Below are 18,409 nucleotides of genomic sequence, written 5' to 3'. Positions count from 1 at the left end.
CGTCAGGCGACAGCAGATCCACTCAAAGACTTAGGAATCGGCCACTGAGACCTCGTGCGACCACCCACTGGGCAGGGACCTGACCCGTGTGTACGCCGAGGAGGCCAGAAAGACGGTGTGGCGGGCGCTGCACCCGCCGTCTTCGCAGGTGTGGAGGCGTCTCGTATGCTGGCCCCGTGGAGCGGGGAAGACTGATCGCGGACCGTTACGAGCTGATGGACCGTCTGGGCCGGGGTGGCATGGGCGAGGTGTGGGCCGCGCGGGACCGTGTGCTCCACCGTCAGGTCGCGCTCAAGCTGCTGGATCCCGACGGGATTGCCCAGGCTGACCTGCCCCGGCGGTTCGAGCGCGAGGCGGTGGCCGCCGCCCAGATCGTCCACCCCAACGTCGCCGCCCTGTACGACCGGGGTATCCACGACGACGTGTTGTTCCTGGTCATGGAGAAGGTGGAGGGCCAGACGCTCGCAGCGCGTCTCCAGGCGGAGACTCCCTTTCCTCTGACGCGTGCTCTGGCCGTCGCCAGCAGCGTCTGCGCTGCGCTGGAGGCCGCCCACCGGGCCCAAGTCATCCACTACGACATCAAACCCCACAATGTCATGCTCACCGGCGACGGGCTGGTCAAGGTCATCGACTTCGGGATCGCCGGGTTCCTCCAGGCCGCGTTCACCGTGGCGCGCTCCTCCCAGCTGACCCCGGCCGGAACGCCGGAGTTCGGTGCACCGGAGCAGTTCCTCACGGAGCGCGGCGATGAGCGCTCCGACCTGTATGCACTGGGTGGGATGCTCTTCGCGATGCTCGCCGGTCGGGCGCCCTTCACCGGGCACAACAGCCTCGCGGTTGTGCGGCGCAAGATCGACGAGGATGCCCCGTCCCTCGACGCGTTCCGCCCCGGCCTGTCGCCAGAGGTGACCGCGCTCGTCGCCGGACTACTGGAGCGCGATCCTGGCCAGCGCCCCCAGTCGGCACAGCACGTCCAGGAGCGGCTACAGGCACTCTTGGTGTCGTGCGCGGCAGCGGAAGCTCCCACCGAGGCGCTTCCCCCGGCCCCGCGCACCCGCCTGATGCACGCCACGCCGCGCGCACCGGCGTCTCCCGATTCCTGGAACCGCGCCTCTACCGACGAGACGCCGTTCACTGCGGACGCCCTGCTGCCGCGGCGGTTCACCAACGACTTGAGTATCGAGTTCGCGCGGATCGCCGAGGAAACCCGCCTGGTCCATGAAGCGGGCCCCAGCGAGCTGACCGAGGAACTCACGCGCCGTGACTGCGGCGAATTGGTTGCCGCGGTCTACTCGGAGCAGCCCGGTCTCGAGGCCACGCCCGACAACCCCATCCTCATCTCCGTCCAGGTCTTCGCGTTCCCCGACGTGGCGACGGCCCAGGATGCTCACGGGTACCTGGGCGACGGGGAAGGGGGGTGGCGCCTCACCATGTGGAGCGCCCGCGACGGGGGCGGCCTCGTACCCTGTCCCGACCATGCCTACCGCAGTTTCAGATGGCGGTATATGTGGAGAAAGCACCGCTACCTGACCGCGGCGCTGGCCTACCGCGCCGACCTCACCAACGACGGCTCTATCAGGCCATGGCTTGCCGCAGCCGCCCGCAGGGCCGCGGTCTCCACCGGGCCGCAGAACCACCACGGCGTCTAGACTGGTCACACACTCAGCCACCAGTCGAAATCCGGTGGCGGTGTCAGAACCGAGCGACCCCGGTCGCGCCGATGCAGGCAACATGATCATCCCATAGCCGCCTGCTACGACCACGTGCTGGAGACCTGCGACCGAGCGTCGGCTGCTTGCATCGACAGACTCACCCCATGCATCGCACCGGACGGCGATCGGTGGTGTCCACCAACTGTGCGGGCAGCCTGGCGAGTTCCACTGTCAACGCTGCGGTCTGGATGCTCGGTGCTACCTGCGTGTCTACTCGCGACGAACCCGACGCTCTGAAGGCAGTTTTCAGGAAGTGCCCTGGGATAGCCCCACCCCCTGGAGCCGGTGCTTGTAGACCCGGTCCGTCGTCGGGGAGATCAGTGCCGAGACCTCACAGGGCCACGGAATCCAGTCGGGCAGTGGGGCCATGGCTTTGCCGTAGCGGTGCGTCGGGTCGGGAAGGCGGTACGAGGCGGGGCTGGCCTACTCGGCCGACAGACGGAGCATCGGTTCGAAGGCTGCGTCCTCCTCGCCCTCGGCCGAAGGGAGGAGTGCTACGAGCTGAGCGAGCACGAGGAGTTCGAAGCCTGGCGCGGCACCGGCGGTTGAGGGGACGACCGCTCGCCGTACGCGTCGGCCTCGTGGTCCATCTCCCGGCCGACCGACCACCGCGGCGCCTTGATGGTGACGGGCGCCCGGCGGGGAATACCAGTACAGCGCCCGTGCCCGTACAGGCCCCGGGCGGTGTCACGGTCCCGCTTGTAGTCGACCCAGCCGTCGACCGCGAGGCCCCGCAGCATCCTCAGCACGTGCCGCAGGTCATCGACGTCGTGGTGGTCACGGATATCGACGCAGGCGCACGCCGGACGTCAACGATCCGCAGGACATCCCGCTGGCCGTGGCACTGGACATGCCGGTCTACATCCGGTTCGACAACCGAGGCGGGAGCGACGTCCGGTGTCTGGAGCGCGTCGACGTCCGGGGCGACGGTGCCAACGGAGAGGACCACGTCTTCGTCTCGTCCGCCCTCGACGCGAAGCCGTTCTCCGGCTCGGCACGGAAGCCGGCTTCCAGGTCTACTGAGTATGGAGGCAGGTCGTGTTCCGGGACGGTGCCGTGACGGGCCACGGGCCCATGCCCCGGAGCGGCATCTCTCCCAGCCCCCGGGATCCCCCATGTCCGGGGGACTGCGCGCTTGCACTGCTGTAGTGCGAGGATCCCTCGCTCGAACGCCCCGGCCGTCGACGCCTTCCTGGGCGCTGCGGCGGGCGGGGTGTCAGCCCGAGCATTTCCAGCCGCCCCTGGGGAGGTGACCGTGCCCCCCCCAGGGGCACTGCGTGAAGTGATCTTGTCCGGGTTCGTCAGATGAGGCCGAGGACGGCCAAGGGGCGACGGTAATCGCGGGCCGCACGGCGGAGGGCGGCGGCCATGTGGGTCCGGCCGCTCCGGCGGTGGACGCCGACGGCGAGGTTCTGATCCAGGAGGCGAGTTCAAGGCCGGTTGCGGCGCCGGCGTCGAGGCTGGTGATCAAGTAGCCCTCCTTCGATCGACAGTTGCTCGGCGCCTTTCCGCCCTCTGGGCGGGCCAGTCGCCCACGGTGGTGCTGGTGGGGTTACCGGGGCGGTGCGGGGGTCGGCTGCCCGGCCCGTACAGCGCCGGTGCAGGGGTCGGGCCGGGCAGCCGGAGGGGGCGTGCGTCAGTTCGTCGAGGGGTTGACGGTGAGGGTGGCCGTGTTGTTCGTCAGGTCGGGGTCGAAGGTGCGGACGGCGGGTTCGTAGGCGTCGTTGTAGATGGCGGCGCGGGCGGTGGCGTTCGGTATGACGTCGTCGATGCGGAGGGTGAAGGGGAAGGTGTGGGTGGCGGGCTTGCCGGATTCGGTGAGGTAGATGGGGGTGTTGCAGCGGTAGCGGTTCTCGGACTGTGACCAGCAGACGTCGGGGGCGGAGGCGACCGAGGTGCCGGCGGGGATGTCGATGTCGACGGTCGCGGCGGGTTCGCCCGCGCCGAGGGAGGCGACCCAGGCGGGACCCGCGTTGTGGACGGTGACGGTGGCGGGGACGGTGTCGCCGGCCGCGCCGGAGACGGTGGAGGCGGTCAGCCGGTAGTCGGCCTGGTTGACGGTCTTCACCGTGAAGCTGCGGTACGGCTGGAGCTCGTCGGAGGGGGCGGCGGCCGGGGCGAGGTTCAGCTCAGGGCCGGCGCCCGGGGTGAAGACGCGGCCTGAGCGGGCCTCGGCGAGCGCCTGCTCGGAGTAGGGCTGCGCCGAATAGTCGACGCGGTCGAAGAGGGCCATGTCCTTGGTGCGGAACTTCAGCGGGAGGGAGTGGTACGAGCCCGGGGTCGTCCGCTCGTCCAGGACGCAGAGGAACGTACGGCCGGTGACGGCGTTCGTGGACTCGCAGTTGGAGGGGACGGACATGCCGAGTCGGATGCCGCGAGAGGTGAAGACGGTGAGCAGGGTGCGGTCGGCGGTGCGGTTGCCCTGGTTGCCGAGGACGACGGAGGAGTCGAAGGGCTGGTCGGGTGCCATGCCGGTGCGGTACTCGGCCTGGGTGAGGCCGAGCGCGGGGCCGTCGTTGACGGCGACGTAGGTCTCGCCCGGGTAGGCGTTCATGCCGCCGGCCTGGGCGGTGTAGCGGACGTAGCCGTCGTTGCCGTCGGTGGCGCCCGGCTTGGTGGTCAGGCCGATCCGCGCGGCGGGGGCGTTGGCGCCGCCGGGGAGTTCGGGAGTGGTGCAGACGGCAGTGGTCTCGTTCTCCGGGCGGCAGTTCGCGGGCCAGGTGACCTCGGCGAACGAGGCGACTCCGGAGGCGTCGACGGTGAGCGTGCCGGCCGGGACGGTGGTCGCCGTGTTGTCGTGGCTGATCTGCACGGTCAGCGACTGCGACAGTGCGGGGGAGCCGTCCTCGGACGGGCCCGCGAGGGTGATCTCGTACGGGTCTGACCAGAGCCACAGGGCGTCGGAGGCGGCCGCGGCGGGGGCCGCGGCCGGGCCGGTGACGGTGGCGAGCGCGCCGAGTGCGGCGGCAAAAGCGATGAGCGTCTTCTTCACGAGGATCAAGACAGCGGAGATCGACGGATGGTTGTATGAGGAAGGAGGGGTTTCCGTCCGCCGAGTCGGCCGTACCGTCGTCGAGGATGTCCGAGCGGGCGATGAGGTAGCCGAGGTGGGCGCGGCTGCCGTTGCCAGGGACCGCGGAGCGTGTGGCGATGTGGCCGCGGCAGGTGCGGACCTTCATGCCGAGGCGGCGGGCGATGGCTTCGTCGACGTGGCCCTCGACGAGGAGGTTGGCGATGACCAGCCGGGTCTCGGTGATCCCGTCGGGACGGGCTCCGTAGAGGGGTTCCACGGACCAGGGGATGCCCTGGCGAGAGCGCCCGGGCGACGGCCGAACGATTCGCGCGACCGAACGCCGCGAGCAGCACCTCACCGCTGCCTGGCCCGGTGCGGGGGAGACGCCGAGCTCGGCCGCGCACTCCTGGCGGTCCAGGGGGTCGACGTCGTCGTCCCGGCCCGGGAGCTCCGCCATGGGTTTGCCGAGGAGGTAGGCGTCGACCTGCTCGCCGTCGTACAGGCGCGAGCGGGCGTCGGCCCAGCTGAGGGCGTGATCCTGATGGGCTGTGCGCTTGGGATGGCCGGTGCCCGTACTACCCGATTCGACGGACTGAGGGCGCCGGCCGCTTCATGTCCGGGGAACAGCGAGCAGCCACCGTGCCGTCCGCACGCCTCCGTTCCAGAATCGCTCCCGTCACTGCCAGCAGCTTGCATCCGGTACCTAAGAGTTGTCCCGTAACTGCTGGTCACGGAGTTGCCCAGGCTGCGGAATCGGTGTGGCCACTGAGTTCGCGGTGCCGATATCGTCCGGTCTCTCGACCCGCCATACCAGCGGCCTACGTTCAGAGAGCGATGCACATGACCAGCCAGCACGCAACGACGACCCTGTGGCGCCCCACCGGCCCCAAGGAGCTGGATCTCGTTCGGGAGCTGAACTGGCGTGCGTGGCCGCCCCGGCTGCCCGAGCAGCCGATCTTCTACCCGGTCCTGAACGAGGACTACGCGATCAGGATCGCCCGGGACTGGAACGTGAAGCACGACGGCGCGGGCTTCGTCACTCGTTTTGAGGTCGAGTCGGAGTTCTTGAGCCGGTATCCCGTCCAGCAGGCCGGCGGGCAGACGATCCTCGAGCTCTGGGTTCCGGCCGAGGAGCTGGACGACTTCAACGCCCACATCGTTGGCGAGATCCAGGTGGTCCACACGTTCCGCTGAGGCGGGAAGGGATGTTGGGGGGTGGCGCGTCGGGCGGGTGCGATGATCCCGGCACGGCTGGTGTGATCACGGCGTCGGAGCCGCCCTGCAGCCCCCTTCACACGGCTGGGCCCCCGTGCCTTCGGGAAGCTGGTGACCGTGCTGCGGCGTGAGGGTGCGGACGCGGTCCGCAAGGGCCGACCATGAGGCCTGTCCTCGCAGGACCGGGCACTGCTGGTCGCGGCGTACCGGCGCACCAACTTGACGATGCGTCGGCTCGCGCCGCTGTTCGGGGTGTCGAAGTCCGCGGCGGACCGCGTGATCGACCGCGACGACGTCCGCGCTGTGATGACCGCTGACCCCCAGGCGGGCCAGGATTATCGATCACTTTGGCGAATCATATGACTGACTGCCAGTTCCGTGGCCTAGCCTTCGAGAGTTGTCACCCGATGAATGAGGAACTCATGCCCACCGCACGACGTGTACGCGCCCGCATCGCCGCTCCTGCGACAGCCGCCCTCCTTGCCGCGCTCTTCGTCGCCCCCGTGGCGTCGGCGGCGCCGACGAAGACAGCTGCGGAGGTCTGCGACAACATCTGCGTCGACGGGGTCCGCGCGGCCACCCACTCCGACCACGACCGTGTGGTGTTCGACCTGGGCACCGGCAGCCTTCCCACGGTCACAACGGCGACCAACACGACCGGGGAGTACGGCATGCCGAGCGGTCTGTCGGAGACGGTGGAGATCGCCGGTTCCTCGTACCTGTTCGTCGACTTCCACCCCGCACGCAGCGGGGACTACGCGGAGACCAACCCGGTGGTCGAAGCGTTCGGCCTTCCCACGGTCAAGGGTGTTCAGTTCCTGTACGAGCAGCACGCGCAGCCGGCTTTCGGAATCTCCCTGGACGGCCCGGTGTCCCGCTACAACGTGTTCACGCTGACCTCGCCGAATCGCGTGGTCATCGACATCTACCGCTAGTCAGGGCGGATCTCGCGCCGCTCCCGGACCGCCCTGCCCTGTGAGGTGGTTGCCCCGGACAGGCAGCGGGTCGTTGCTCTCACCGTGCCGTTGACCGACGCGCAGTGGGCGCGCATAGATCTCTTGCTGCCGGACCGGAGACCGAAACGGGGTGGCGGTGGAGGGAGTACCGGCAGGTGCTCGACGCCATCGTGTGGAAGTTCCGGACCGGGGCGCCCTGGGTGCGCCTGCCGGTCCTGGAAGGGCGTCGACACCCGACTGCGGAACTGGGCCGTCGACCCTGGTTCTCTGCGTGGACGAGAAGTCCCGGATCCAGGCCCTGGACCGGTCCCAGCCGGTCCTGCCGATGATGCCCGGTGTTCCCGAACGCCGCAGCCACGACTACGTCCGTTGCAGGACCACGATCCTCATGGGGCCCCTGGGTCGCCACCGGCAAGGTCATCGGCTCCCTCCACCGCCGCCACCGGGCAGCGGAGTGCAAGAAGTTCCTCACGAGGCCGGACAAGGAGGTCCCGGCCGATCTCCAGGTTCGTCTGATCTTCGACAACTACGCGGCCCACAAGACACCCGACATCAAGAAGTGGCTGTCGGCCCGTCTCCGGTTCCACCTGCATGTCACCCGGACCGGCGCGTCGTGGCTGAACCTGGTCGAGCGGTGGTTCGCCGAACTCACTCAGAAGAGCTCAAGCGCGGCGTCCGCCGCTCCGTCCAGGCCCTCGACCTCGACCTCGGCCACGTTCTCGCCGAGCCGCACCTCGCCGAGCCGCACCTCGCCGAGCCGTGTCCGCCACCCCCTCCACCGCCGTCGCGCCGCGCCGTCATCCGGAGAGGCCCCGGGCCGCCCGCACCGCGCCGGCCGTCCAAGTGTCAGATCGAGCCAGTTCGCCAATGCGCACAAAGCCGTGCTCGGGGAGGAATTCGCCTGGCGGGAGGCCGGGTTCCACGCCCCGGCGCCTCCGCGCCGGGCACGTCCCGCGCGCCAGAACCCCTGGTGCGAGCCTCCGAGGGCGTCCGACCCCGACGTGGCTCGGCACTGCGGCCGACGGCCTGACGGCGGCATGAAAACGACCAGAACTGGGTCGGGGACCGATATCCGGGATGGGTAACGTTCGCCGGACGGAGAGTCATCTGCACGGGGGCGAGGTGGGGGAGCTGAGCGGGATCACGGTCCATCTGCCGAGGAGCGGCGGCGGTGCCGAAGGGACGCACTGCGGTGACCCGGTGACGTTGCGGCTCCTTCCGGGGGAAGTGGCGCGCTTCGGGAGGGGATCGGCGACGACCCCTGTCGAACTGCGCCTCCACGACGAAGCCGTCTCCCGGCTGGCCGGTGAGATCCGGGTGACCGACGACCACTGGCAGCTCACCAACCACAGCGTGACCCAGAGCTACCTGGTGGAGAACCCGGAGGGTGCGGGAGAGTACGTGCGGGTCTCGCCGCGGCGGGCAGGCGCTCCCATTCCCTTCGAGTTCTCCCGTGTGGTGCTGCCCACCCGCCGTGGCACCACCGTCGCCTTCCAGGTCTTCGCCTCCGACCACGTCTACCTGGACCCCGACAGCATGACGGGCCACTGGGGCAGCCGCACCGTCACGGCCTACTCGCTGGACGAGACGGCCCTCTACTTCCTCGTCCTGGTCGCGCTCTGCGAGCCGAGACTGCGTGACGAGTCGCCGGTCGCCGTGCCGACCACCCCGCAGATCGTCGAGCGGCTCAGGGGGCACGCGGCGTGCGGCGGAACGTTGACAGCGCGCGCCGTCAGCTCGCACATCGACTACCTCGCCGAGGAGAAGGTGCGCATCAGCGCTCCGGCCGAGAACGGATCCGGGGGAGCGCGTCGCAACGGAAAGCGCGAGGCCCTTGTCGGGATCGCCCTGCGCTTCGGTCTCGTACGGGAGGAGCACCTGGTGCTTCTGCCGTCCCGGACCACGACCCGGGTCCAGGACCTGAGGACGGGCCGTTGACGGGACGTGGCCGGACGGAGTACACCGACCGCCTCCGCCGCACCAAGCCCTCCGGGTGCGACGGCTGCCCGTACGGCACCGGGCTCAGGGGGGCGCGGTGGTCCGCGCCGGTGCGGACGGGGGACCGGAGGGGGAGACGGTGCGGGGCCGGGGCGACACATCGGGAAGTGACGGTACGGAGCTGCTTCCGCGTGGTTACCGGTTCGGTGACTGGGAGGTCACCGAGCCACTCGCGTCCGGCGGCTGGGCGACGGTGTACGCGGGCCGCCCGGCCGGCTGCTCGGCCGTGGGGCCGGCAGAGGTCGCCCTCAAGTTCCTGCCGACCGCGGGGCTCGCACCACGCCAGGCCAGGAAGGTCGCGGAGAGCGCCCGGCGGGAAGTCGAACTGGCCCGCCGGGCAGGCCATCCCCGGCTGATCCGCCTGCTGGACGCCGTCGTGGTCAGCGATCCGGACCGTGCCTTCCTGGACGGTGCGATCGTGCTGGTGATGGAGCGGGCCGCGCGCAGTCTGCGGGATCTGTTCGACACCGGAGTGGCGGAGGATGACGTTCCCCGGCTGTTCGCCGAGATCTGCGAGGGCCTGGCCCATCTGCACGGCAGCGGCTGGGTGCACGGTGACCTCAAGCCGGAGAACATCCTGCTGATGGCCGACGGCGCGCTGAAGCTCTCGGACTTCGGGCTCGCCACCGAACTGACCGGCACCGACGGCACCCACGGGTATGCGCCGCCGATGGGCACCCTGGACTACCTCCCGCCCGAGCGTAGGCACGCCCCGCTCGGTGAGCGCGGGGTGGAGATCCGGCCCAGTGCCGACATATGGGCCCTGGGCATCATGGTCCACGAGGCGTTCACGTCCGGCGCCTCGCCGTTCCCCGGTGCGACCCCCATGGCGCGCGGCGCGGCGGTACAGGAGTACGCGGACGGGCGCGCACCGCTACGGATCGACGCCGCGGTGCCGCCGTTCTGGAGGACCCTGGCCGTCGACTGCCTGGCCCCGACCCACGCGGAGCGCTCCGCATGCAGCGCGGAGAGCCTCCTGGCGCGTATCACCGCAGGTGCGCCGCCAACCCGCCACGTCGCTCGGCGTGGGGGCGCTCGGGCCGTTCCGGTCACCGTCGCGGTGTGCGCCGTGGCCGCGACGGTCTGGCCGCTCGCCGTCGGCGACACGACACCGCGAGACGCGGGTGAACCAGCTGGTGTGGTCAGGGTGTTCAACGCCGACAACGACTGCCGCGACCGGGCGGACCGGAATCCGCAGTGCAGTCTCGGCCTGGCGATCGACCCCCTTCAGCCGTACACCGTCGACAACGTCGTACCGACCCGGGTGTGGCAGGGCGACGTCCTCGCCGTCGACTGCCGCCTCCTGAGGGGAGTGCCGATCATCGACGAGTCGGACGCCAGTTCCACGCAGTGGTACCGGGTGCGTCTCCCGGCCGGCTCCTCCCGTTCCTCGGCCTGGCTGCCCGCCGTGCGCACCACGGACCACCCCCGGGTTCCCGACTGTCCACAGCCCACGCTCTCCCCGTGAGTGTCGGAGACCGCGTCCAGGGTGTCACTCCGGATCGTTCCGGATGCCCTGCCGGGCAGCCCCACGGCTAGCTTGCGGACCGACAGCCACCGGACGGAAGAGGAAACAGCCCATGCGCGGCACGCGTTCGTTCCTGATCGGCGGGACCCTCGCCCTCGCCTCACTCGCCCCCCTCGCCCTGCCGGCGGGCACGGCCATGGCCGACGCGAGCGGCTCCGCGGCTCCCGCGCTGGTCGCCGACTCCACCCAGACCTTCCGCAATCAGGCCACGAACCGCTGCATGGACGACACCGACGACGGATTCCGCACGTGGACCTGCAACGGAAGCACTCCGCAGCTGTGGGACGTGAAGGTCTGGGGCGACGGGACCCGCCAGCTGCGCAGCGTCAACACGGGCCGCTGCGTCGAGGACTCCGACAACGGCTTCCGCACCGTGGGCACGTGCGGCTCCAGCCCCGAGCAGAGCTGGTGGATCCAGGTCTGGGGGGACGGCACCGTCCGCTTCCAGAACCAGGCGACGCTGCGGTGCATCGACGACAGCTCTCTGGGCTTCCGCACCTGGCCGTGCAACGACACCGCGTTCCAGAGCTGGATCTGATGCTTACTCGCCCAGCAGTGCCCCCGTTCCGCAGAGCCATTCCCCCCGGAAGGAGCACTCAGGTGCACGGCTCGACCCGACGACGCACGGTGTGGAGATCGGCGGTCCTCCTGGTCGTGGTCGCTGCGACCGGTCTCGGCACCCCGGCCTTCGCGCAGAGGGCTGGCGACCTGCCGGGCCCTCTCGGGAACACCGCGCCGGCCATGCTGTTCTGCGACATACCGGCGAACCGGGACATCGCGGTGACCCGCAAGGTGTACGAGGTCGGCCAGCGCCGCGGCGTGTCCGACAAGGTGATGCTCGCCGGCTTCGAGACGGGCTGGGTCGAGTCCCGCATGAACAACCTGGCGTGCGGAGACCGGGACTCCCTCGGCGTCTTCCAGCAGCGGCCCTCGATGGGCTGGTGCGAACCCGCCCAGTGTCTCGACGTCGACTTCGCGGCGAACAAGTTCTTCGAGGTGGCCCAGCAGATGGAGCCCGACTGGGACACCGCGGGAGAGCTCGCCCAAGCCGTCCAGCGCTCCGCGTACCCGGAGCGCTACCCGCAGGCGGAGGGCTACGCCCGGGAGCTGATGGGAGAGGCCTTCCAGCCCTACGGCACGATCGGGGCGAAGTACGCCGAACTGGGCGGTCCCGGCGGGCCGCTCGGCCGTCCGCTCCGCGCCGAGGAGGACTCCTCGCTCGGCGGTCGCTTCCAGCTGTTCCAGAACGGGATCGTCCTCTGGCATCCGGATGAGGCGCACGCGGTCCACGGGGACATCCTCACGAAGTTCTGGGACACCGACGCGGAGCGGCGCTGGGGTTTCCCGACGACGGAGGAGGCGGACGCGGCCCAGGCTCCCGACGGCACCCGGGGCCGCTATCAGTTCTTCGAGCGCGGCCTGTTCCTCTGGTCCGCGCAGACCGGTGCCCACACCGTCCACGGCGCGATCTACGACGCCTTCCACGCCGCGGGGCACGAGACGGTGCTCGGCTACCCGCTGACCGACGAGACCGACGAAGCCGGCGGCGGCAAGGCGCAGAGATTCCAGAAGGCCACGATCCACTGGAACGCGGACCGCGGCACCTGGATCACCGACAACTAGCCCCCTCGCCCGCATCGTCACGTCCGACCAGGAGGTCGTGTTGAGCAAGTACCACTCCACCCGCAGGAACATCCTGAAGGCCGCAGGCGGCCTTTCCACGGCCCTGGCGCTCGGTGCCGGCGGCGTCCTCGCGACCGCCACGGCGGCGAGCGCCGCCGGCGACGGATTCGGGCTCCACGTCGTCGACCACGACGAGAACGATCCCCGCATGAAGTACTACCGGTTCCAGACCGCGGCGATCGGCTGGAACCCCGGCGTCAACGTCCTGCTCCCCGACGGCTACGCCACCAGCGGCCGTAGCTACCCGGTCCTGTACGTGTTCCACGGTGGCGGCACGGATCAGGACTTCATCACCTTCGACCGGCTCGGCATCCGCGCCTGGACCGCGGGCAAGCCGGTCATCGTGGTGATGCCCGACGGCGGCCACGCGGGCTGGTACTCCAACCCGGTCAGCTCCAACGCCGGCCCGCGGGACTGGGAGACCTTCCACATCGCGCAGCTGATCCCGTGGATCGACGCGAACTTCCGCACCTTCGCGGAGTACGACGGCCGCGCGGTCGCCGGGTTCTCGATGGGTGGCTTCGGCGCGCTCAAATACGCGGCCAAGTACTACGGCCACTTCGCCTCGGTGAGTGCGCACTCCGGCCCGGCCAGCCTGCGCCGCGACTTCGGCCTGGTCACCCACTGGGCCAACGCGTCCTCCGCCGCCCTGGATCTGAACGGCGGCACGGTCTACGGGGCTCCGCTGTGGGACGAGGCCCGGGTCACCGCCGACAATCCCGTCGAGCGCATCGAGAGCTACCGGAACAAGCGGGTCTTCCTGGTCGCCGGCACGAGTCCCGACCCGGTCAACTGGTTCGACACCGTCAACGAGAGCCAGGTGCTCGCCGGTCAGCGCGAGTTCCGGGACCGGCTGGGCCAGGCGGGCATCCCCCACGAGTGGCACGAGGTGCCCGGCGGGCACTTCGTCCGGCCCGATCTCTTCCAGCGCGACCTCGACGGGGTCGTCGCACGGCTCCGCAAGGCCTGACGCGCAGGGCGGTGGAGGATCCGGCGCTGCGAAGCGGACCGAAGCGGCCCGTACCCGGCGCCCCGCCCCGCCCTCCCCCTTCCCCCGGGTCCACGCCCGGTCCCCCCACTCACACGGAGGATCGACATGTCCACCCCCTCTCAGCCGGAGCGCCGCGCCGCCAGTCGCCGGTCCACGCTCAAGGCGGGCATGGGCTTCGCCCTGGGAGCCGGCCTGCTCGGCGCGACCCCCGGCGTGGCGGCCGCTCGCGACCGGTCCGCCTCGCCGGCCGGTGCGGCTGCGCAACTGCGGCAGACCGGCGCCCCGTTGTGCGAACAGCCCGGCGACTCGGCCGCCGCACAGGGCCTCGGCTCCGGTGACCTGGCGATCCCGTACCACAGGGAGCACGACAACACCTGGGGCTATGTGTTCGGCGACGCGTTCGGCGGAATCGCCCAGGCCGAACCGTACCTGGGGTCTCCGGTGATCCTGAACCAGTCACGATTCGACGCCTCAGGCCAGACCCCGATCTCGTTCTCCTGGGCGCTGCCCACCGCCGGTGCCGCCCGCCAGTGCTTCGACTACGCGCACTGGGCGGACAACGGGCACGGCTTCGAGATCTCCCGCATCCCCAACGACTGCATCGAATTCGGCGGGCGCACCTACATCCAGTACACATCGGTGGCCCTGTGGGAGAACATTCCGGCCGGATACGACGGCTCGCTGATGTCGGGCGTCGCGTACTCGGACGACCACGGCGTGACCTGGCAGGACTACCCGTACCACTGGGCGGGTGACACGCAGGGGTCGAACCAGTCCATGTACGGGATGTGGTCGTTCGCGGGAATCGACCCCGACGGCTGGCTCTACATCTTCTCCAAGCGCTGGAACGGCACACATGTGAACACCGCCGACGGCGGCGCGATCCAGCTGTTCCGCATCCGGCCGGACCAGTTCCGCGCGGGCAATTTCGGTGCCCAGGAGAACTGGGCCTTCCTGGAAGGCCGCTGGCAGTGGACGACGGCGGCGGCACCGTCGATCATGCTGTCCGGGAACAGGATCGGGGAGTTCTCCGTCAAGAGGATCGGCAGCACGTACTGCATGAGCTACTTCGACGTGGACGACTACGCGATCTGCACGCGCACGGCGCCGCGACCGGACGCCGTCTGGACCGCTCCCAAGCCCCAGATCGTCGGTGACGGCCTCCCTCCGCACCACTGGGGGAAGCCCCAACTCCCCTTCCTCTACGGTGGATACATCCACCCGGGCAGTGCGAGCGCGACGTCCCTGACCTTGATCGCCTCGCAGTGGCAGTCGGCGAACCACGGGAAGACGCCCTACCGCGTCCTCCAGTACGACGGCATCCGCCCCTGAGGTTCCCGGTCACCGGCAGGCGTCATCGCGTACCGGCGCGGTGATGCCCGCCGTGGCCGACGTCCACGGCGGTCGCAGCGACTCTCCCCGAACACCCCGACGCGTCGTGTGACCACATCAGGGCGGTCCCGCGCCCGGGCCGCCGGCGACGACCCGCACGGGCCCGGGAGGTCACGGCCTCACCAGGCCGCCCACCCACCAGTCGTGCGGCGTGCCGTCGTTGGCGATGCTGCGACGGTGCAGTGTCCCTTCGACGGTGAAGCCGAGCTTCTCGGCGACGGCACGCGAGCCGGTGTTCCCGGCCATGGCCCACCACTCGATGCGGTGGACGTCGAGGGTCGCCCAGCCCCAGTCGCACAGGGCCCGAGCGGCCTCCACCGAGTACCCGCGTCCGCGTTGTCCGGCAGCCGCCCAGTAACCGAGCTCCCAGACGCCGCGACTGACGAGGGCCAGGCAGTACGAGCCGACCAGCGCGCCGGTGTCCTTGCGGAACGCGCCGAGGGTGTAGTCCCTGTCCGCGGCCCACTGGGCGGGCAGCTTCTCGCCGACGAGCTTCTCCGCGTCCGCGCGCCCGAACGGCACCGGCACCGGAGTGTAGAACTGGATGTCCTCGTCCTGGCAGGCTTCGTGCACGGCATCCACGTCGACAGGTGTGAAGGCCCTCAGCACCAGACGGTCGGTCTCAAGAGTCACTGGATCCATCGCGGCAGTATGGCCACCATCAACAGGCGGCGACCAGTGAATATCCCGTCCGCTCACCACCCGTCACGACACTCCGGTCCGGTCAGCAGCCGTCCCCGGCACCCTGGGACGAGGTGACGCGGGGCCGGCACCGTCCCCGTCCGCCGGCCTTCCTCCGACGATCCGGTCGGCCGTCGCCGGCTGACGGCCGACCGAGCGGAGCGGGTCCTTCCCGGGCTCACCTGGAGGAGGCGGCGAAAGTGATGTCGCGGTGGCCGAGGGACACCGTCCACGACCGGTTCGCCGCCTCCGGGGCCCGGCATTCCCCGAAGCGGGCATCACCCGGGCAGGAACGTCACCTGGGGCGCCCCCGTGCGCGGATGGACCGAGATCTCGCTGGTCACCTGGTACACATCGGCCAGCAGTCGGGGTGTGAGGACCTCGGACGGCGGGCCGCAGGCCACGATCTCGCCCTCGTGCAGGACGTGGAGGCGGTCGCAGTAGTAGGCGGCGAGGTTCAGGTCGTGCAGGGCGAGGAGGACGGTCGCCGGCAGGCGGCGCAGTATGCCGAGCACGTGCAACTGATGCCGGATGTCCAGGTGGTTGGTGGGCTCGTCGAGCACGAGGAGAGCGGGCTGCTGGGCGAGGGCCCGGGCGATGAGGACGCGTTGGCGTTCACCGCCGGAGAGCCGGTCGAAGGGGCGTTCGGCGAGGTGGGTGACATCCACCGCGGAGAGGGCGTCGTCGACGAGGGCGGTGTCCTCCGCCGTGTCGCCGTCGAGCAGCCGCTTGTGGGGGGTACGCCCCATGGCGACGACGTCGCGGACGGCGAGGTCGAAGTCGGCCGCCGAGTCCTGGACCACCGCGGCGACGGTGCGGGCCAGCAGGCGTACGGGCATGGCCCAGGCATCGGTGCCGTCGACGCGGACCGTGCCCGCGGCGGGACGCAGGACCCGGTACACGGCGCGCAGGAGGCTGGACTTGCCGCTGCCGTTGGGGCCGACCAGACCGATCACCTGGCCGTCCGACGCGGTGAGGGAGATGTCGCGCACCAGGTGGCGGGCGCCTGCGGTGAGGGTCAGATTCTCGACGGACAGGTCGGCGGCGGGGTTCATACGGCTCCTCCGCCGGTCGCGCGCCGGGCGTCCCTGCGCATCAGCCACAGGAAGAACGGCCCGCCGCAGAGCGCGGTGAGCACACCGACCGGAATCTCCAGGGGGGCGGCGACCGTGCGGGCCGCGATGTCGGCCCAGATCAGGAACACCGCGCCGGCGAGGGCGGCCGCAGGCAGTACCCGGCGGTGGTCGCCGCCCACGAACAGACGCACCGTGTGAGGCAGTATCAGACCGACGAAGCCGATCGGTCCGGCCGCCGCGACCAGCACTCCGGTGACCAGGGAGAGCAGTACGAACATCCGGGCCCTGAAGCGGGCCACGTCCAGGCCCATGGTGGTCGCGGCCTCCTCACCGGCCAGCAGCAGGTTGAGGTTGCGTGACTGGACCAGGAGGACGCCGATGCCTGCCGACACGGCCAGGACCGGGAGCAGGAGCGTGTCCCGGTCGACGCCGCCCAGGCCGCCGAGGGTCCAGGCGAGTACGGCCCGGGCCTCGTTGCCCCGGTCCGTGGTGAGCAGCAGCAGGTCCAGGACGGCGGTGAGCACCGCCGCGATCGCCACGCCGGACAGCACCAGCCGCGTGGAGGTGATGCGTCCTCCGGCGCGGGCGGTGACGTAGACGAGGACCAGTGCGCCGAGTGCGCCGGCGAAGGCGGCACCGGAGAGGGAGAGCGGTCCCAGGAAGCCCATGCCGAAGACGATGACCGTGACGGCGCCGAGGGACGCCCCGGAGGAGACCCCGAGCAGGTAGGGCTCCGCGAGCGGGTTGCGGATCAGTGCCTGCATCGCGGTGCCGACCACGGCGAGCCCGGCACCGGTCACCGCCCCCAGCAGGACACGGGGTGCCCGGACGTCGAGCACGATGGTCTCCCGCGCTCCCGACCAGCCGGCTTCCGTCCAGTCGGCTCCGAGCGCGTGCGTCACGATGCCCCAGACCTGGCCGGGTGGCACGTGGACCGAGCCGATGGCCAGCCCCGCGGTCGCGGACGCCACGAGCAGCGCGGCCAGCACGCCCAGTCCGCACGCGAAGGGCGCGCGGCGGCCCGGCGCGGGTCCGGACCTCTTTCCGGCGGACACGGGCCGACCGGCGGGTGCCCCGGTGGCGGCGGGCGTCACCGGAAGCTCTCCGGGTGCAGCCCCCGGGCCAGGTCGTCCACCGCGTACGCGGAGCGGATGCCGACCAGCGTCGCGGTCAGGGGCAGGACGACGAACCGCTTGTTCCTCACCGCGGGGACGTCGGCGAGGGCGTCCTGGGCGAGCAGGAACTTCTTCTTCTGCTCGACGCTTCCGGAGCCGGCGTAGTCGTAGACGGCGATGACCTCGGGGCGGCGTTCCACCACCTGCTCCCAGGAGACGTCACCGAAGACGTCGTCCAGATCGGCGAAGACGTTCCTTCCGCCGGCCAGCCGGATCAGGTCGGTGCCCAGCCCCTTCCCGCCCGCCGTGAACGCGCTCTTGTCTCCGCTGTCGTAGACGAAGACCGGCACATCCGGCCGGTCCTCGACGGCGGACTTCGCCTGGCCGACGCGGTCCTCCAGGTCGGAGACCAGTTTCTCGGCACGGCCGGAGACGCCGAAGATCTTGCCGATGGTGCGGACCTCGGCGTAGGTGTCCTCGACCGTCACCCGCTTCCTTCCGCAGTACTCGCGGTTGAGCTGCGTGTCGATCCCGGCGTCGGCGAACGCTTCCCGGGAGCGGCCTTCCTTCTCGGCGAAGGCACTGCCGTAGCCGCCGTAGACGAGGTCGGGTTCGGAATCGAGGATCTTCTCGAAGGACGGCTCGCGCCGGGCGAGTTCGGGTATCGCCTCGAAGTCCTTCCTCAACTCGGGCAGGACGGCCGAGTCGGGGAAGGCGGTGCCCACCATGCGGTCCTTCAGACCGAGGGCGAGCATCAGTTCGGCAGGATGCTGATGGATCGTGACCACCCGGGACGGCGGCCTCTCGTAGGTCGTCCTGACCCCGCAGTTGTCGATGGTGACCGGAAAGCCCTCCGGTGACGACGCCGTATCCGCGGGCTTCGCGGCGCTGCCGCCGGACGAGCCGCAGCCAGCGGTCAGCAGGGCGGCCGACAGGGCAAGGGCCGCGGCCGCGCCCCGCAGGGCCGGGTGCCGGCGGGCCGGGAAGGAACCCGCGCGGGCAGGGGTGGGCAAGGGATACACGTAGAGCCTCCTGGGGAGTCCGCGCTC

The 18,409-nt window shown here is 70.5% G+C and carries 15 protein-coding genes and 2 pseudogenes; 11 read left to right on the top strand and 6 right to left on the bottom strand.

Going from position 1 to position 18,409, the window contains the following annotated elements:
• The first annotated feature begins 176 nt into the window (after positions 1-176).
• The gene (locus ACFC51_RS28480; protein ID WP_376531578.1) at positions 177-1,649 is read left to right on the top strand and encodes a serine/threonine-protein kinase; all 1,473 of its coding nucleotides are present in this window, start codon (positions 177-179) and stop codon (positions 1,647-1,649) included.
• A gap of 557 nt (positions 1,650-2,206) precedes the next feature.
• Here ACFC51_RS28480 and ACFC51_RS28475 read toward each other — a convergent pair.
• Positions 2,207-2,461: a hypothetical protein gene (locus tag ACFC51_RS28475; protein ID WP_376531576.1), complete on the bottom strand. Its 255-nt coding sequence runs from the start codon at positions 2,459-2,461 to the stop codon at positions 2,207-2,209.
• A gap of 887 nt (positions 2,462-3,348) precedes the next feature.
• Positions 3,349-4,704, bottom strand: a complete 1,356-nt coding sequence (locus ACFC51_RS28470) for a hypothetical protein (protein ID WP_376531574.1) — start codon at positions 4,702-4,704, stop codon at positions 3,349-3,351.
• Positions 4,705-5,559: 855 nt separating this feature from the next.
• Between ACFC51_RS28470 and ACFC51_RS28465 the strand changes: the two genes are divergently transcribed.
• The 10 genes and pseudogenes from ACFC51_RS28465 to ACFC51_RS28420 all read left to right on the top strand — a co-directional run bounded on the left by ACFC51_RS28465 (position 5,560) and on the right by ACFC51_RS28420 (position 14,428).
• Positions 5,560-5,919, top strand: coding sequence for a hypothetical protein (locus ACFC51_RS28465; RefSeq protein WP_376368961.1), 360 nt, complete (start codon positions 5,560-5,562; stop codon positions 5,917-5,919).
• 11 nt (positions 5,920-5,930) lie between these two features.
• Positions 5,931-6,225 (top strand): annotated as a pseudogene (locus ACFC51_RS28460) (transposase family protein); the annotation flags it as partial.
• 137 nt (positions 6,226-6,362) lie between these two features.
• The gene (locus ACFC51_RS28455) at positions 6,363-6,875 is read left to right on the top strand and encodes a hypothetical protein (RefSeq protein ID WP_376531572.1); all 513 of its coding nucleotides are present in this window, start codon (positions 6,363-6,365) and stop codon (positions 6,873-6,875) included.
• A gap of 280 nt (positions 6,876-7,155) precedes the next feature.
• Positions 7,156-7,605 (top strand): annotated as a pseudogene (locus tag ACFC51_RS28450) (IS630 family transposase); the annotation flags it as partial.
• Between the two features lie 422 nt (positions 7,606-8,027).
• Positions 8,028-8,834 carry a serine/threonine protein kinase gene (locus tag ACFC51_RS28445; protein WP_376531652.1) on the top strand — a complete coding sequence of 269 codons (807 nt, stop codon included), beginning with the start codon at positions 8,028-8,030 and terminating at the stop codon, positions 8,832-8,834.
• Positions 8,835-8,931: 97 nt separating this feature from the next.
• The gene (locus tag ACFC51_RS28440; RefSeq protein WP_376531570.1) at positions 8,932-10,362 is read left to right on the top strand and encodes a serine/threonine-protein kinase; all 1,431 of its coding nucleotides are present in this window, start codon (positions 8,932-8,934) and stop codon (positions 10,360-10,362) included.
• Positions 10,363-10,474: 112 nt separating this feature from the next.
• Positions 10,475-10,960: an RICIN domain-containing protein gene (locus ACFC51_RS28435; protein ID WP_376368957.1), complete on the top strand. Its 486-nt coding sequence runs from the start codon at positions 10,475-10,477 to the stop codon at positions 10,958-10,960.
• An 89-nt stretch (positions 10,961-11,049) separates the two neighbouring features.
• Positions 11,050-12,045 (top strand): LGFP repeat-containing protein, encoded by a 996-nt coding sequence (locus ACFC51_RS28430; protein ID WP_376531650.1) that lies wholly within the window; start codon positions 11,050-11,052, stop codon positions 12,043-12,045.
• 40 nt (positions 12,046-12,085) lie between these two features.
• Positions 12,086-13,075: an alpha/beta hydrolase gene (locus ACFC51_RS28425; RefSeq protein WP_376531568.1), complete on the top strand. Its 990-nt coding sequence runs from the start codon at positions 12,086-12,088 to the stop codon at positions 13,073-13,075.
• A 126-nt stretch (positions 13,076-13,201) separates the two neighbouring features.
• Positions 13,202-14,428: a DUF4185 domain-containing protein gene (locus ACFC51_RS28420; protein WP_376368955.1), complete on the top strand. Its 1,227-nt coding sequence runs from the start codon at positions 13,202-13,204 to the stop codon at positions 14,426-14,428.
• Between the two features lie 171 nt (positions 14,429-14,599).
• Here ACFC51_RS28420 and ACFC51_RS28415 read toward each other — a convergent pair whose 3' ends face one another.
• From ACFC51_RS28415 to ACFC51_RS28400, 4 genes are all read right to left on the bottom strand, one after another.
• A complete protein-coding gene (locus tag ACFC51_RS28415; RefSeq protein ID WP_376531566.1) occupies positions 14,600-15,130 on the bottom strand; it encodes a GNAT family N-acetyltransferase in 531 nt (176 codons plus the stop codon).
• A gap of 317 nt (positions 15,131-15,447) precedes the next feature.
• Positions 15,448-16,224, bottom strand: a complete 777-nt coding sequence (locus ACFC51_RS28410) for an ABC transporter ATP-binding protein (protein ID WP_376531564.1) — start codon at positions 16,222-16,224, stop codon at positions 15,448-15,450.
• Positions 16,221-17,339, bottom strand: a complete 1,119-nt coding sequence (locus ACFC51_RS28405; RefSeq protein ID WP_376531562.1) for a FecCD family ABC transporter permease — start codon at positions 17,337-17,339, stop codon at positions 16,221-16,223. The genes ACFC51_RS28410 and ACFC51_RS28405 overlap by 4 nt, the downstream gene beginning before the upstream one ends.
• A complete protein-coding gene (locus ACFC51_RS28400) occupies positions 17,336-18,373 on the bottom strand; it encodes an ABC transporter substrate-binding protein (RefSeq protein WP_376368986.1) in 1,038 nt (345 codons plus the stop codon). Before ACFC51_RS28400 ends, ACFC51_RS28405 begins: the two co-directional genes overlap by 4 nt.
• Positions 18,374-18,409 lie beyond the last annotated feature (36 nt).

The organism is Streptomyces sp. NPDC055962 (assembly GCF_042270185.1).
Lineage (GTDB): Bacteria > Actinomycetota > Actinomycetes > Streptomycetales > Streptomycetaceae > Streptomyces.
Note: the sequence above shows the minus strand (reverse complement) of the source record. Positions and strands in the feature narration are given on the sequence as shown.